The organism is Labrenzia sp. R5_0 (genome assembly GCF_017743835.1).
Classification (GTDB): Bacteria; Pseudomonadota; Alphaproteobacteria; order Rhizobiales; family Stappiaceae; genus Roseibium; species Roseibium algicola.
In genome coordinates, this window is the sequence record NZ_JAGHRK010000002.1 from 687,260 (window position 1) to 702,858 (window position 15,599).

The following is a 15,599-nucleotide window of genomic DNA, read 5'->3' on the forward strand; positions in this document are numbered from 1 at the left end:
TCACTCGCCTGGATGCAAGTCGCAAAACAACCAGAAACAGACAGCAACAGTCGCAAGTACCCCTGCACCAATTGCAACTTCCAGCAAAAGCCCAAGCAGGGAAACGCCGAGAAGCAGGGCGACAAGCAGGAAGACGCCAACGAACCAGAGGTCTGCTGTCAGTATACTGATTGTGAAGTCGACAGCCTCCGCCAGACGCAGCAGAAACGGATCCCGTTCTTCTGATTTATCGTTTTCCGACATCTCCAGCTTTCAGTTTTCCCTTTTACCACAAGATCATATGGGGGTACCGCTGGCGATAAAAAGATCAAATAACAACCCATTCAGATTTTTTCATCGACATTTTATCGATAAAATGTCAGCATAAATTCACTTGCTATCAAAACGCTAATTATCGGCATGGAATCGCGTGTTCCTTGAAGCCGGCAGCATCAGAGGGAAGATCATGACAGCCAAGTGGGATTTCTGGATCGACCGTGGCGGCACCTTTACCGACATCGTCGGCAGGTCACCGGACGGCACGCTGCATCCGCACAAGGTGCTCTCCGAAAATCCGGAAGCCTATCGCGATGCCGCCATTCAAGGCATCCGGGAATTGCTTGGTGTGGAAAAAGGCGCGACTATTCCCTCGGACAAGATCGCGACCGTCAAGATGGGCACGACCGTTGCCACCAATGCACTTCTGGAGCGCAAGGGTGAGCGAACAGCTCTGTTCATCACGAAAGGCTTTCGGGATGCGCTCGAGATCGGCTACCAGGCTCGACCGCATATTTTTGCCAAGGAAATCATAAAGCCTGAGTTGCTCTATGAGAGCGTCCACGAGATCATCGAACGTGTCCGCGCCGATGGCGAACTGGAACTCGCACTGGACGAAGGACAGGCCCGTAGTGCAATGCAGGCCGCTTGGGATGACGGCATTCGCTCCATCGCAATCGTGCTGATGCACGCTTACGCCTATCCGGCCCATGAACAACTTCTCAAAAAGATTGCTGAAGACATCGGCTTCCCGCAGATCTCGGTGTCCCATGAAGTGTCACCGCTGATGAAGCTGGTGGGACGCGGCGACACCACTGTGGTCGACGCCTATCTGTCACCCATCCTGCGCCGCTATGTGAACCAGGTACAGGAAGAACTGGGCGAAGGTCCGCGGCTGATGTTCATGCAGTCTTCCGGAGGTCTCACCGCAGCCGATCTGTTCCAGGGCAAGGACGCAATCCTGTCCGGCCCGGCCGGAGGTGTTGTCGGCGCAGTCGAAACCTCACGCATGGCCGGTTTCGAAAAGATCATCGGTTTTGACATGGGCGGCACGTCTACAGACGTCTGTCACTACGACGGCGACTACGAACGCGCATTCGAAACGGAAGTCGCCGGTGTGCGCATGCGCGCTCCGATGATGATGATCCATACGGTTGCAGCAGGCGGCGGTTCGATCCTTCATTATGCCGACGGCCGCTTTCAGGTGGGCCCCGATTCAGCCGGGGCAAATCCGGGTCCGGCCTGCTACCGACGTGGCGGGCCTCTCACCGTTACAGATGCCAACCTGATGACAGGCAAACTGGCACCGGAATTCTTTCCGAAGATCTTTGGCCCGGACCAGGATCAGCCGCTTGACGGCGACGTTGTTCGCAAACGTTTCACGGATCTGGCTGTGCGCATTGGCGATGGACGCACCCCGGAAGATGTTGCAGACGGCTTCTTGAAAATCGCCGTCGAGAACATGGCCAATGCCATCAAGAAGATTTCGGTCCAACGCGGCTACGACGTGACCGAATACGCGTTGACCTGCTTCGGTGGCGCTGGTGGCCAGACCGGCTGCCGCGTTGCTGACAGTCTCGGCATGAAGACCGTCATTCTGCACCCGTTCTCGGGCATCCTGTCGGCATACGGCATGGGACTGGCTGATATCCGCGCAGACCGGCAACAGGCCGTCGTCAAGACACTTACGGACGACTTGATCCCTGAACTGCAGGCGCTTCGTGATCAGCTTGCCAGCCAGACGGAAGCGGAACTCGACAGGCAGTCGATCACTGCCGCCGCGCGCCGCACGACCGCAACCGCACATTTGCGTTACGACGGCACCGACACGCCGCTACCGGTCCCCCTCGGGTCCGTCTCTGAAATGCGGGCAGCCTTTGAGGATGCACACAAGAAACAGTTCGGCTTTGCCTATGAGAAAAAGCCGGTCGTCGTGGAAGCACTGGAAGTCGAAACGGCCGGTGGCGGCGCCGGTCTCACCGAGCCGGATCTGACATTGGCCACAGGGACGCCCTCCCCGGCAACCTCCACAAGCATTTACTCCGAAGGCACCTGGCACAAGGCCGGTATTTTCAAACGCGAAGTGCTGAAACCGGGCATGAAGGTGACCGGACCTGCGGTGATCATCGAACCACATGCCACGATCGCTGTTGAAGACGGCTGGCAGGCAGAGATCAATTCAAAGGATCACGTGATCCTGAAGCGTATCGTGCCGTTGAAACGCGCAGAAGCCATCGGAACGCACGCCGACCCGGTCATGCTCGAAGTGTTCAACAACCTGTTCATGTCTATTGCGGAACAGATGGGGGTCACCCTTCAGAACACCGCATACTCGGTCAACATCAAGGAACGTCTTGATTTCTCTTGTGCCGTCTTCGACGCAGACGGTGCCCTGGTTGCCAACGCACCACACATGCCGGTTCATCTGGGGTCCATGGACCGTTCGGTGGAAACGGTCATCAAGCTCAACAAGGGCAAGATCAAGCCGGGCGACGTGTTTGCATTGAACGCCCCGTACAACGGTGGCACCCACTTACCGGATATCACAGTTGTGTCGCCGGTCTTCGATGACGAAGGCAAGGAGATCCTTTTCTGGTCGGCGTCCCGTGGCCACCATGCTGATGTCGGCGGCTCCGCCCCAGGCTCCATGACGCCGCGCGCGACCAACGTGGACGAGGAAGGTGTTCTGTTCGACAATTTCAAGATCGTCGACGAAGGACGTTTCTGCGAACAGGAACTGGTTGAGCTTCTGACCAACCATCCCTACCCCGCCCGCAACCCGCATCAGAACGTCGCCGATCTGTCTGCACAGATCGCCGCAAACGAAAAGGGTATCCAGGAACTTCGGAAGATGGTCACCCACTTCGGACTGGACGTGGTCCAGGCTTATATGGGGCACGTCCAGGACAACGCGGAAGAAAGCGTTCGCCGCGTGATCGAAGCGCTGAAGGACTCCGAATACGAGTATCCGACTGACCAGGGCTCCGTGATCAAGGTCAAGATTACCGTCGACAAATCAAAGCGCGAGGCAACGGTCGACTTTACCGGGACCTCGGGTGTCAAGCCGAACAACTTCAATGCGCCGGAACCTGTGACCCGTGCGGCAATCCTATATTGCTTCCGGGTGATGGTAGACGGCGACATTCCGATGAACGCCGGCTGTCTTAAACCGATCAACATCATCATTCCGGATGACTGCATGTTGCGGCCTTCCTATCCGGCTGCGGTGGTGGCGGGTAACGTGGAAACGTCCCAGCATGTCACCAATGCCGTCTTCGCAGCTCTTGGTGCCATGGCCAATGCTCAGGGAACGATGAACAACCTGACATTTGGCAACAACACGTATCAGTACTATGAAACCATCTGTTCCGGCTCGCCGGCAGGGCCTGGCTTCAATGGTACGGATGGTGTCCACACCCACATGACCAACTCGCGGCTAACCGACCCGGAAGTATTGGAGTTCCGTTTCCCGGTTCTCCTGGAGGATTTCCATATCCGCAAGGGGTCCGGTGGCAAAGGCAAGTGGTCAGCGGGTGACGGCACCAGGCGGACCTTGCGTTTCCTTGAGAAAATGGACTGCGCGATCCTGGCGTCTCACCGTACCGTTCCGCCGAAAGGATTGGACGGTGGCAGCGACGGCGAACTCGGCCGCACCGAAGTTCGGCGGCTGAATGGCGAGATCCAACAACTGGAGGGCTGTGATCAGACGGTTCTTGAGGCAGGAGAAGCGGTCACCGTTATCACGCCCACAGCGGGCGGTTGGGGCCACGCCTGATCCAAATTCCAATAGATCGAAGAAAAAGAACGGCCACCTGATTGGGTGGCCGTTTTTTTGTTATCTCGCTGCAGATATGCACATCGTCACTTCTACCTATACGAGAATTATTCTTTCTCTCAGGGACAAAGTTTACCGTTTTTTCAATCTGAGTCCGCCTAAACTGACACAACCTCAACTCTGGCGCTGCCTATGGCGCTGAGAAACTCGGGCTTTTGAGAAATGTTTGCATCAAATCCCATTGCAACTTCAGTTGCCGCAAAAATTCTAGCATTGGTTGCCTTCCTCAGTCTTGGCCTGCTTGTTGTGGCCGCAGTTGCCATCGTTCAGATGGGAATGATCGGGAAGGAACTTCAAAACATTGCGGAAAAGGATATTCCACTCACGCAAGCAATCAGTCAGGTTGCCAATCATCAACTACAGCAGGCAGCGGTGATTGAACGGATCATGCGCGTATCCGGCCTGACCTCCGGCGAAGATGCTGAATCAACCGCTGCCTTGAAATCCACTTTGGCCGCTCTGAACGAACAGGTTTCCGATGAAATTCTGAAAGCGGAAGCACTCGCCCTCTCGGCGCTGGAAAAGTCGGCATCCGATACGCAAAAGGACGAGTTTTCCCAAACGCTCACACAGCTCAAACGCATCGAGAACGAGTACCAAACCTATTCTGCAGAAATAGCTGGTATCTTGGCGAAGATCGAACAGAACAACCTCTCTGATGCGAGCACCCTTCTCGTTGAGTTGGAAAAGGAACAAACTCGCCTCGACAATGAACTGGTGTCGCTACTCACCGAGATCGAGCGTTTTACGCAAACAGCTGCGTCATCTGCAGAAGAACATGAGAAACAGGCCTTTCAGCAAATCGCGATCACCGCGGCGCTGACTTTGATTTTGTGCCTTGTCGGCTCAGTCCTTTTCGCCAGATATCTGATTTCCCGTCCCTTGCACCAGGTCACCGCAGGCCTTCTGGAGCTCGCTAGAGGCAACACGGATGTGGAAGTCAATGTACGCACGAATGACGAAATCGGTCAGGTGGCAAGCGCATTCGAAACCTTCCGTGAAAACACGATCGAGATGAAGCGCCTGCAGGAACAGGCTCGCGAAGAAGAAATGCAGGCAGAAGCGGATCGTCGCGATACAAGATTGCGGTTGGCCGACGAGCTTGAAAGGCTCCTGATGACCAGCTGCGACACAGCGGTTTCTGCATTGAGTGAACTTGCGTCCGGTGCCGACGAATTGGCGCGCAACAGTCATGAGACCATTGAAAGGTCCAACACGGTTGCCGCTGCAGCCGAACAGGCCACAGCATCGGTCCAATCTGTTGCATCCGCGTCTGAGGAACTGGCGAGTTCAATTCACGAAATCAGCCGCCAGATTACACTCGCGAATTCCTCCACCTCTCGTACATCTGAACAGGCTGAAGTTTCCGGAGAGACAGTCGGAAAACTGTCTACATCGGCAGAGGAGATCACGGATGTCCTGAAACTGATCAGCGACATTGCTGCCCAGACCAATCTGCTGGCCTTGAACGCAACTATCGAAGCAGCGAGAGCTGGCGAAGCAGGCAAGGGATTTGCCGTCGTGGCTTCTGAAGTAAAGGCGCTTGCCACGCAAACCGGACAGGCAACCGATCAGATTGGTTCACAGCTGAGCGGTGTCCAGTCCGGGGCGGCAACCTGTTCTGATGCAATTACCACGGTTGTCAAAGCCATGATGGAAATTCGCGAACAGATTTCCGGAATTGCCTCTGCGATTGAAGAGCAAAACGCAGTTACGTCAGAAATAGCCAAAAACGCGCATCAGGTCGCGCAAGGCAGTGCCGACATTACCTTCAATATCTCCGAAGTGAACCAGGCAGCGCAGGTATCCGGCGACAGGGTGCAGGAAGTCGTGGGAGGCATTCAGAACATCTCCTCCCAGATAACGACAATTCGCGACGGGTTGGGCGATTTTCTCGGTCACCTGCGCGCAGCTTGACAACTGCTCGCCACGCTCTCCGGAACACTAGCCAAAACGACTGACCGCTGCCCCGTGTCCGCAACGCGGACACGGGGATCTGGAGCCATCCGGTTTCTAACTCCCGCTCCTGCGGTTAATCCGTGCAGACCAGATTATTCCAAAAGACCGATCTGTCGCTTGCCGGACCAAGGTAAAGCTCGATACAGATCTTGTCGGGAACCTGTCTCTTCAAGATCTTCACATTGTTCATGGGAAATCTCAGCGACCCTTGCTCCACCAGAAGCAGAACGCGGTTGCGCGAGAGACCAAGCCCTTTTGCAAGGACCTTATCCAGACGAACCTGGACGTGATCCGAATTCAGGATTGTCAGCGCCACTTTGCAGGCATCTGCACTATCGCCGGCAACCATTCGTCGTTTCAGGCTGAAATCAGTGCCCCCCTTGCCTCCGCCTCTCCCTTTGGTGTTGCAGGCGAAGGTGCTCGCCACTCCCTCATCGTTCCGCTGCAAGGCTTCGATGAGTTCTGCCGAAAGGCTGCTCACGGCTCGACGTTCAAAAATGGCCCTGTTCCATCTGCTTCCACAGACATCGCAACGATAGATCAGCCAGGCGTCAAGCTGGCTTCCATTTGCGTTCAACCGGAATTTGCCCGTCGAACCAAAAGGTTTCACAAACCCGCATCGTTGGCAGGGACGCTTTATTCTCGGTGTCTGAGAACGGACAACGGACCATTCCATGTTCAATATAGACGACATTCCGTGGGTCTTCCTCGCACGGGAAGTCCGTCACAGGCAGTCGGGACGGCCGGACAGCGTCAGCTATCGGCACTCAGTCTGGCTGGAAGCTTTTTCGAAATGTATGCAGTGAACCGAAACAGGATCAGATGCGCATGGCCAAGCCACACCGGCCCCGATCCGCCGCCAGGACGAACAAAGTTCATGACGCATTCGAGCGAATGCATGGCGGGATCGATGACCGGTCAGAGTGTTGGCAAAACAAACGTCCAAATTGAAACAGATGAGCCTCGATAGCGCTTACGAAAATGACAAGCAAGCTCAACTTGGAGTTTCGACGAGACGTCGTTTGAATTGTGTTCAGGTGTTGCGCGCCAGCAAAGCCAGAGCGGCCAGTGCAGGCCTCAGTTCAGACGGATCTTCCAATGGATCTGCAAACCAGAGACGTTCAACCTTATCTCCAGCCACAAGATCAACGCCTTCGGGATCCAGACAGGCAAGCCGCCAATTGGCCTCTCCGGCCTTCAGCAAATTCTGCGCATAAAGTTTCACCGCATCCCTATGGTCTGCGTTCATATGCGCAACCGCTCCGGCTTCCATTGAAGACCAGTCATCAGGCGAACTTACTGTTGCCAACAAGTCCTCTTCCTCCAATTCAAAAGCCTTGCCAAAGCCTCCATTCAGGCTGGCCCTGGAGAGCTCCAACCTGAAAAAGGAAAAGTCTCCGAAATCGACATAAAGTTCGGCTTTGGGATGACGAGAGAGGTAACGGTTGCGCAACCGCTCATGATCCGAACTTCCTCTCGATATCTTCACTGCCTTGCAGAAAAGAGAAATTCTCGGATGAGCGAGCGGATCGCCTTTTCCAGGTTCGCCCAACAATAGCGAACATGAAGGGTTCTCCAGAATTGCCGCCGTGTGTCCGGACAATGTACTTGTGAGGAGGACAGGTGCACCATCCAAATCGGTCGCCACCGCAACCCGACTGGCAAGTGGATGCCGCGTTTCGGCTTCGAGCACCGCCAAAGCACCAAACCTCGCGGTTCTGATCAACTCCTTGGCCAATCTTCTGGCTTGATCATCGGTCGGCCGGATTACTGATTTCGGTTCTTTTTCCAGGCTCACGGCCCCTCCAAGTTCTGTTTTCTGTCGGCGCAGACAAGTTGCATTCCACGGTTTTCGCCTTCACCCGAATTCTGAACGTCAGATGAACAGACATCTCAGAACCGGTTCAGGGCGCCTATGCGATTGTCTCACCATCAGATACGGCGCCAATCGAGAACAGCGCCTGCCTTTGGAGAAAACCAATGAAGACCATGAGCAAACGTCTTGTTGCCGCCGCCCTCACGGGCGCCCTTCTTTTGCCGACCTTCGCGGCTGCTGAAGCCGGCTCGCGCAACGGTTGGCGTGACCACCGTGGCGGCCACCACCATAACCAGAGACACAATAATCGAAATCATAACCGACACAAAAACAATGATAATCTTGGCGCGGCTGTCGCGGCAGGTGTCATCGGCCTCGCTGCAGGAGCAATTCTGCTGGGTGCTACCCGCCAGCCGAGCTACGCAGGCCCGCCGCCGGTAAATCACTACCCGCCGGCTCCCTATCCCGGTCGCGTCAACACGGCCATCGGTTATCAGCCGTGGAGCCCAGCCTGGTACCAGTACTGCTCTTCGAAATACCGGTCGTTCAACCCGTCGACCGGTACCTATACCACCTACCAGGGTGAACAGCGTTTCTGCCAATAAGCTTGCGCCCGCCTGGTGGTACTGAAGAACTCGTGGCAACAAACGACCGACCGGCCGAACCGGTCACCCGTTTGTTGTCATTCTTTTCAGAAGGGTCATGCTCCAAGGGAACTGAACAGCCTCGGTGGGCAAGTGCAACCAGGTTGTTTCGTTCAATCAGCCTGTTTGCATCAATCCGCCATGGTTTCTATTGAAGCGAAGCCTTCCGGAGCAGCACCGAAATCGAACGGCGTGTCGACCTCAATGACCTTGTCGGGATAAAAACCATTGAACCTTGTGCGAAGCGACAAGCTGTAGGCACCGATATGGCCAATCTCGATCCAGTCTCCCGTGTCGACTGTCTCCGGCAGCCAGAAAGGCCTGGAAAGAATATCAACGCTGTCGCAGGTTGCGCCGCAGACCTTGAAGGGAACAATTTTGTCGGGCTGACCAGCCCGTGTTTTGCGAGCCGGATCCGGAATGAAACGAGCCGGCAGCGTGATCTTTCCGGTCCAACTGTCGGAAAGAGACGCCCAGATACCATCATTGATGTAAAGGCGGCGCCCCTTTTTCAACAGTACTCTGACAATGAGAGAGATCGATCGGGCCACGATCACTCTGCCTGGCTCGGCGACAAGAGGCAGGTCATCAAATTGCCAATCAGCGATATCGGCTTTCAACTGCCCCATCAATTCCACGAGCGAGGGCATCTCAGGCGCTTTGCGGCGCGGATCGTGACCATAAACGGCCGGAAACCCTCCCCCGACATCAAGCTCCACAACGGGAACGCCAGCACGTGACCTGATCCAATCGGCTGAAGCCAGCGCTCGCTCATAGGTTTCCGGTTCTTCGATCTGGCTTCCTACGTGAAAACACAATCCGCATTTGAACCCGATACGGTCGATCCGTTGCAGCAACTCAACAGCGTGACCTGGAGCCGCGCCAAACTTCTTCGACAACTCGTAAGCAGCATGCCCCTTGGTGGCGATACGAACGAAGAGTGTGATCGTTCCAGGATCTATATCAAGGGCCCTAACAACACGCAGGATCTTCGCGACTTCGTCTTCGTGGTCGAGCGAAAGGGTTCGAATACCGTAGGTTTCCAAAGCTAGCCGAATGTCCGACTGTGCCTTGATAGGATGCATGTAAAGCATCTCAGCCTTTGGTGCTGCCTCTTTCACCGCGGCGAACTCTGCAGGCGATGCGACATCGAAACAACTGATCCCGGCCTTTGCCAGTGCCTCAAGGACAAATGGCTCACCATTCGTCTTGACCGCGTAAGCCGTCTTGCCGGGGAAGAGCGACTGGAATTGCTGTGCGTCATGCCTGAGCACGTCCGGCCGGAAACAATACACAGGCTGATCGGGACGAAGATCCAAGGCGGCGTCAATAGCTGTTTTATAACGTTCCATCAGTCCTTCCGGCGTTAGAAGTCATCGAATAGAAAGGAACAAGCTTGAGGCTGATTTGCAAGCCGGGATTGGGTTATTGGCAGATAATGTAATTACAGCTCTTGCCGTGGCATCCGATATCGAGATGGAAGTGAGACCTGTGATTTGGGTCTGCATCGGGGCCGAGAACGGTGGTGAACCTTTTACAGGCAGCCTTGTGTATGGCGGACAGGAAGCTTCCGCTCTGCGTGTTGCGCGCCCAATCCTTTTCAACTGAAATCTCAGTACCGTCACTTAATCGGAAGGCCACAATATCAATGGCTTTGCCAAGCGCATGTTCGGAGAGCTTTCCATCTGGAAGATTGTTTCGTCGGCGACACTGATATCCAGGGCCTGTGAGAAACTCGGACACTGGTTTCCCGAACTGTGCTTGTGCAATGGGCAAGACATCTTCAATCACCCACGCTGTAAGTGACGTCGCAAAACCGCACGATAGCGTGGCTTTCATCGGGAAGGTCACTTCGGCATCCTCGCCACGTAACCCAGAAAGATTGACAGGTACGGCGATCCCGCAGTCCTCATCATCTTGATCCCCTTGCACTTGCATGGGAGTAAGTTGTTCAAATGTAGCACCCGGAATATCGCAAGTTGCCGGTGTGGAGGTTTCGCCCGCAGAAGCTTTTCTGCCACCGTCGTCAGGTCCTGCCAAAGGCCCTTCCGGAAGAGTAGCTGGCTTGATCGCCGGCACATCAACCCCCTCGATGAATTGCGAACTACCGAGGCCGGGAAGCGGCTTTTCCTGTGGCAATGGAGGACTTGCATAAACATCTAAAGGCAGTAGGCAACACAACGCGAAAGCAGTACCAATTGACACGAGCTTTAAGTGCATTCCCTACTCCGCACATTGTACTTGCCAGCGCCCCTCATGATTGATCAACGCTTGTCCTGCGTCTATGGTTGCATGACCCCAAAAGTGGATGGCTCCCGATGAGTTTAGAACTTTTTTTCGCCTATGTGATTGCCACATTGATTGTCCTCGCCATCCCGGGTCCGACGATCATGCTTGTTGTCAGCTATGCTTTGACCCAGGGACGCAAGTCTGCGGTTGCCAGCGTATTGGGTGTTGGCTTGGGGGACGCGACAGCAGCTGCTGCGTCGCTGATGGGTCTCGGTGCCATTCTGACGACGTCTGCAACAGCATTCACCGTGCTCAAATGGGTAGGGGCGATCTACCTGGTCTGGCTTGGTCTGAAAATGTGGAGAAGCCGGCCAACTGCACTTGGGCCGCATCAGGTTGCCGATGTTCCTCCCAGAAAAATATTCTGGCATGCATATGTGGTCACAGCGCTCAATCCAAAAGGCATTGTTTTCTTTATGGCTTTCCTGCCACACTTCATTGCACCTCACGCCCCAGTTGTCCCGCAGCTCGCACTTCTGGGAACGACTTTCGTCGCATTGGGTGTTTTGAATGCAGCTGTTTACGCCTATGCAGCAGCAGCCCTTGGTCAAAAACTGAGAAGTCCTTCCCTGCTTAGACTGGTAAACAAGGTGGGCGGCGCATTTCTGATCTCCGCTGCGGCGATGACAGCTACATTGCAGAGATCTGCGAACTGAAAAAATCAGCGACTTGATGCGAAGGGAATGTTCTTTTTCGACCGTACGGCTTCCGCTTCGGTTTTTTCCTCTTCGGTTTTCAAACCGAAATTAGCACCGGATTGCTTCAAGGTTTCAAGTGATCTGCGGGCACCATCTTCACTAAGCGCTGCATAACGCTGGATGGCGGCATTTAGCTCCAATCCGCCAATGCGCAACCGCCTGGCCCTCATCGTGAGGATATCCTTGTAGGCTTCGGCCGTAACGCCGTTCGCCTTGCAAAGAATTATCAATGGCTTGTCGCTTGCGCTGAACAAGAGCTGGGATACCGCACTGGGCGGCAGATTGCTTACCTTGGCAAGCAACATCCCCAGCTCCGCTGTTCGATCCGAACGGGCGAACAAGATCACGGCATCATCGATTTTGGTCTTCTTGCTCACCACGTCACGGATCAATGCGTTGGATTGTTCACGTGCCTCTTCAAGCTTGTGCGCACGAGCAGCCACTTCGGTAGCGGCACGTTCAGCCAGGAGCTGAACAAGCGTGCTGTCGGCACCGAGTGCACTGACCCTTTCTTTCAACTCTTCCGTTAAGAAAGGCAGCAAGGCATGAGCAGCTGCATCCGGCAAGTCGGTGCGGTTGATCAAGGCAGCCTGGATTGCTTCACTCGATCGGGCTTTTTCCACCAATTTCAGGAAGGATGCATCAGCGAACTCTGCACCCTGGTTTTCAGCGACTTTACTTAAAACCGCCGTATCCCCCCGATCCACCAATACAGTGGTAACTGCCTTGTCGACGGTTTCACGCCCGGCAATTGCCCCCAGATGCTCCATCGACGCAGAACATGCGATCTCGACCAGGTCTGCTGAGGTGAGTGCAGGTGAGTTTTCCAGAACCGGGCCGGCAACCGGAAATTCATCCTGTGCGAGCTTCACCATCAGTTCACGAGGAGCGTCTTTCTCCTTGCAAACTCGTTTGGACAGAATGATCCTGGTTTCTTCCTCCAGCTGTCCGAGAACTTTGAGAACAATGTCGCCAAATAGTAGGCTGATCTGCTCGTCACGGTCGTCACCGGAGTTCACGAACAGGTCCGTCAGCATGCTGACCAGGCTTTTGCGCCCTCCAGCACTTGTGTCCCTCGCCAGATCAGCAAGTTTTGCAAGATTGATCATCGACACTCCGGCGCGACAGTCGCGTAAGCCTCGACATTATCAGCAGGCCCTTAACATTAAGCTACCGTTGATTGCCGCATAACCTGGAGAAACGGCCAGCAGCAGGAAGGCCTCCCCACAAATAATTCGACGCGCCAAATAATTATTTACAACCCTGGATCGCGCCTCCAGGACAAATTAGTTCTGTTTTTTCGCAAAAGGCAGTGAACGTTTCCAATCAAGGCTTTACTTAATGCTTCCTCAACAAACACAACCCTGGAATGCAATTCTCCGCTGCGCTGCAGCATCTTTTTTGCTTCGCTTCGGCATTATGCTGACTTAGTATCACCCCGTCAGAAAGAGGTAATCGGGAGCGGACATATGACCCTTGTACGGAACCTGAACATGATTGCCTTCCTAGCAGCCTTTGCGTTTTTGGCTGCAATTGTAGTTGGTGCAATCTGAACCAAACGGCAAGAAATCAAAGAAAACGAGCTGCGCCGAGCAGACAGCAGGACAATTCAACGAACAATTTTAGATTCCCGGCGTAGTCGGCTGCACCAGAAGGTGCAGCCGCCGAAGACGCTGTGCTGTTTCCAGAATTGATCGCTCGTACGGGTGTCGAGGGTGAGAAATACCACCCGAACGTACAGGAGACTGGGCAATTGCCGCAGGTGCCCAGACACAACCAAAAATTTTACTTCACAGGAAGCCAGTTGCATTCCGCAATTACAAACGCTGGTGTATCAGGCCTAAACACAGGTTCCGCTCATGCGGCCAGCTCTATCGTTTGAGCCAGTGCCGCGTCACGGTTTTCCGGTTCGATCATCAATTGATCTGCCGCGATCATTGTCACATCGGAGATGCCGATAAAGCCAAGAATATGCTTCAGGTAATTTCCGGCAAAGTCGATCTCTGATCCTATTTTGGTTCCACCAGAGGCAATGATGACGTAAGCCTTTTTACCCTGAAGCAGACCGACAGGTCCGTCCTCAGTGTACTGGAACGTCTCTCTTGCTCGCGCGACCATATCAACCCAGGCTTTTAGCGTAGCTGGAATAGAAAAGTTGTAAACAGGCGTCCCAATTACGATGGTGTCTGCCTCCTTCAATTCTCCAACAAGCGTGTCGGACAGAGCAAGCACCATTTTTTGTTCTGCACTCCGTGCAGCAGGATCTGTAAAAGTCGCGCCAATCCACTCTTCGCTCAGGAACGGTACCCCTTGGGAAACATCGCGAGTAAGGACTTTTGCATCTGGTGATTTTGCCAGCAAACGAGTCACGAAGGTCTGCCCAAGGTCACGCGTCACTGAACCGGCGGTACGTGCTGAGGCATTGACATGCAGAATTGATTTCAACGGTGAGGACATCTTGATCTCCAAAGTTTCAAAACCGGCATCGGCGTTTGTTCGTTAATTGGAGATAGTTTTGATATTTTCGAATAACTAGCATTAAAATGGTGAACAGTATGTCAAGTTAACGAACAATGCCTTTTTGAGAATTCAAGCCCCCCATCTATTTCCCGACAGAAGCTTGTAGAGGCCAGCCAGCGCCAACGCCCCTACAACGGTGTTGATCACCTTGCCTTTGACGCTGGACGTTCCTTTTCGCAGATCACGCAGAAAGTGCATGTCTTTCTGCGCTTCGATGGTGTTCTCGATATCGACGCCGAGCGCCTTGAGCACTTCTTGAGCAGCCTCCCGGCCGCCTTCTTTGCCACCTTCACGGGCGATTTCCCGCATCTGATCTTCGTTCACTGCACGCCCCCTGCGTAGCCCTGTTTGATTTCGTCGTACCACCGGCCGCACCGCACCACGCGGGCATTGGCGCGGCCAAGCGCCTGGTCTGTCCGGATCAAGGCAACGTCCAGAGGCTCCCCGAGCCGAACGCCGGACGCTTCTTTCCGCCGGCAGTCTTCCGGATAGCCCGGCAACTCCTTCGAGGCTTCCACGTGTGCCGAGAGTGAGGCGGCCGTTCGCAACCGCTCGTCATTGGTTGCGCAAGCGCTCAAAAAGATCAGGCTGCAAAGTGCAGCCATCCCCAACGGTCGAAACATAGTGTTCCAACTCCTGTGCTGCGGCTTCCGCTTCCGCGTTGGCCTGATCGATAAGAGAGAGGAAACGCCGGTTTGCCCGTTCCGTGACAACCTTCCGGCGTTTCAGCTCATCAAGCTGCACCCGGGCTGCGGTCAATTCCGCGTCGGCCACATACTCGACAACGGCCCGGCGAACCGCGCTCGACTTGTCGACCTTGTGCCAAACAAAAAAGCCGCCCAGAACGGCGGCAATGGCGAGGGCAGCACACGCGGTGCGGCTTTGGAGTATCCAGGCGATCACCGGCATTACCTCAGCCCTTCCAGGCAAAGCGAATGCTCGGCCGCGCGGCGGTTTACAAGTCCCCGGATCGTCCGGCCGCCCGCCTTGTTGAACCATTTGGCTGCGTTACAGGCGCCGCGCACGTCCCCGGCATCGAGACGCTTACGCGCAGTCGACCGGCAAAAGCCCCCGACCCCAATGTTGTAGCTGAGGCTGACAAACGCGACATAGGACTTCGCGGGAATGGCATCCGGCCGCTTGAGGCACTTTCTCATTCCGGCTTCATGCCGCTGCAACGAGGCCAACAGCATTGCGTCACACTCGGCCTTTGTGTGCTTGTCCCCAAGCTTGACCCCGAGCGTTTCGCCGTAACAGACGGTTGGAACACCGACAACGTCCCGGTATGCCGTCAGGCGCAGACCTTCCCAGGCACCGACCAGCGCAATCGCAGCCGCGCCAATGCCGCCGACAAGGCGGGTTTTACGTCCCATCTTTCATGTTCCTTTGTGCGAGAAGCCGGGCCACGAACGCGGCCGACACGGTGAGCGCCGACAGGGCAGCGAGTAAGCCCGGCGCAATGAAGTCGCCCAGAAAGGGCAAAGCTACTTCCGCGCCAGAGAGCAGCGCTGCAAGCAGCATAAGGCGCACGCTCCAAGCCCTTTGCAGGACCGCGCGCCAGTCTGAAACAAGTTTCATTGGAG

General features: G+C 55.0%; 16 protein-coding genes. 4 read left to right on the top strand and 12 right to left on the bottom strand.

Going from position 1 to position 15,599, the window contains the following annotated elements:
- Nucleotides 1-243, bottom strand: a complete 243-nt coding sequence (locus tag J7447_RS12040; protein ID WP_062488105.1) for a hypothetical protein — start codon at nucleotides 241-243, stop codon at nucleotides 1-3.
- Between the two features lie 202 nt (nucleotides 244-445).
- On the opposite strand from J7447_RS12040, the gene J7447_RS12045 reads away from it, so the two are divergent.
- Both J7447_RS12045 and J7447_RS12050 read left to right on the top strand, forming a co-directional pair.
- On the top strand, nucleotides 446-4,030 hold the full coding sequence (locus tag J7447_RS12045) for a hydantoinase B/oxoprolinase family protein (protein ID WP_209169702.1): 3,585 nt from the start codon (nucleotides 446-448) through the stop codon (nucleotides 4,028-4,030).
- A 222-nt stretch (nucleotides 4,031-4,252) separates the two neighbouring features.
- On the top strand, nucleotides 4,253-6,007 hold the full coding sequence (locus J7447_RS12050) for a methyl-accepting chemotaxis protein (protein WP_168684583.1): 1,755 nt from the start codon (nucleotides 4,253-4,255) through the stop codon (nucleotides 6,005-6,007).
- Between the two features lie 115 nt (nucleotides 6,008-6,122).
- On the opposite strand, the gene J7447_RS12055 is transcribed toward J7447_RS12050, so the two are convergent.
- Complete coding sequence (locus J7447_RS12055; RefSeq protein WP_286189170.1) at nucleotides 6,123-6,725, bottom strand: DUF1062 domain-containing protein; 603 nt, start codon at nucleotides 6,723-6,725, stop codon at nucleotides 6,123-6,125.
- Between the two features lie 357 nt (nucleotides 6,726-7,082).
- Nucleotides 7,083-7,847 carry a DUF2470 domain-containing protein gene (locus tag J7447_RS12060; RefSeq protein WP_353653781.1) on the bottom strand — a complete coding sequence of 255 codons (765 nt, stop codon included), beginning with the start codon at nucleotides 7,845-7,847 and terminating at the stop codon, nucleotides 7,083-7,085.
- 182 nt (nucleotides 7,848-8,029) lie between these two features.
- Between J7447_RS12060 and J7447_RS12065 the strand changes: the two genes are divergently transcribed.
- Nucleotides 8,030-8,470 carry a BA14K family protein gene (locus J7447_RS12065; RefSeq protein ID WP_062488097.1) on the top strand — a complete coding sequence of 147 codons (441 nt, stop codon included), beginning with the start codon at nucleotides 8,030-8,032 and terminating at the stop codon, nucleotides 8,468-8,470.
- Nucleotides 8,471-8,640: 170 nt separating this feature from the next.
- Here J7447_RS12065 and J7447_RS12070 read toward each other — a convergent pair whose 3' ends face one another.
- Nucleotides 8,641-9,861 carry an alanine racemase gene (locus J7447_RS12070; RefSeq protein WP_055655505.1) on the bottom strand — a complete coding sequence of 407 codons (1,221 nt, stop codon included), beginning with the start codon at nucleotides 9,859-9,861 and terminating at the stop codon, nucleotides 8,641-8,643.
- Between the two features lie 73 nt (nucleotides 9,862-9,934).
- Nucleotides 9,935-10,729, bottom strand: a complete 795-nt coding sequence (locus J7447_RS12075; RefSeq protein ID WP_209169704.1) for an extensin family protein — start codon at nucleotides 10,727-10,729, stop codon at nucleotides 9,935-9,937.
- A gap of 98 nt (nucleotides 10,730-10,827) precedes the next feature.
- Between J7447_RS12075 and J7447_RS12080 the strand changes: the two genes are divergently transcribed.
- A complete protein-coding gene (locus J7447_RS12080; RefSeq protein ID WP_209169705.1) occupies nucleotides 10,828-11,454 on the top strand; it encodes a LysE family translocator in 627 nt (208 codons plus the stop codon).
- Between the two features lie 5 nt (nucleotides 11,455-11,459).
- On the opposite strand, the gene J7447_RS12085 is transcribed toward J7447_RS12080, so the two are convergent.
- The 7 genes from J7447_RS12085 to J7447_RS12115 all read right to left on the bottom strand — a co-directional run bounded on the left by J7447_RS12085 (nucleotide 11,460) and on the right by J7447_RS12115 (nucleotide 15,594).
- Nucleotides 11,460-12,605, bottom strand: coding sequence for a DUF2336 domain-containing protein (locus J7447_RS12085; RefSeq protein ID WP_209169706.1), 1,146 nt, complete (start codon nucleotides 12,603-12,605; stop codon nucleotides 11,460-11,462).
- Nucleotides 12,606-13,353: 748 nt separating this feature from the next.
- Nucleotides 13,354-13,953, bottom strand: a complete 600-nt coding sequence (locus tag J7447_RS12090; protein WP_209169707.1) for an NAD(P)H-dependent oxidoreductase — start codon at nucleotides 13,951-13,953, stop codon at nucleotides 13,354-13,356.
- 132 nt (nucleotides 13,954-14,085) lie between these two features.
- Nucleotides 14,086-14,340 carry a hypothetical protein gene (locus tag J7447_RS12095; RefSeq protein WP_209169708.1) on the bottom strand — a complete coding sequence of 85 codons (255 nt, stop codon included), beginning with the start codon at nucleotides 14,338-14,340 and terminating at the stop codon, nucleotides 14,086-14,088.
- Nucleotides 14,337-14,564: a hypothetical protein gene (locus tag J7447_RS12100; protein WP_286189122.1), complete on the bottom strand. Its 228-nt coding sequence runs from the start codon at nucleotides 14,562-14,564 to the stop codon at nucleotides 14,337-14,339. The genes J7447_RS12095 and J7447_RS12100 overlap by 4 nt, the downstream gene beginning before the upstream one ends.
- Nucleotides 14,565-14,571: 7 nt before the next feature.
- A complete protein-coding gene (locus J7447_RS12105) occupies nucleotides 14,572-14,925 on the bottom strand; it encodes a hypothetical protein (RefSeq protein WP_209169709.1) in 354 nt (117 codons plus the stop codon).
- Entirely contained in the window at nucleotides 14,925-15,389 is a 465-nt protein-coding gene (locus J7447_RS12110) for a lysozyme (RefSeq protein ID WP_209169710.1), read from the bottom strand. Before J7447_RS12110 ends, J7447_RS12105 begins: the two co-directional genes overlap by 1 nt.
- Entirely contained in the window at nucleotides 15,379-15,594 is a 216-nt protein-coding gene (locus tag J7447_RS12115) for a hypothetical protein (protein WP_209169711.1), read from the bottom strand. The genes J7447_RS12110 and J7447_RS12115 overlap by 11 nt, the downstream gene beginning before the upstream one ends.
- Nucleotides 15,595-15,599 lie beyond the last annotated feature (5 nt).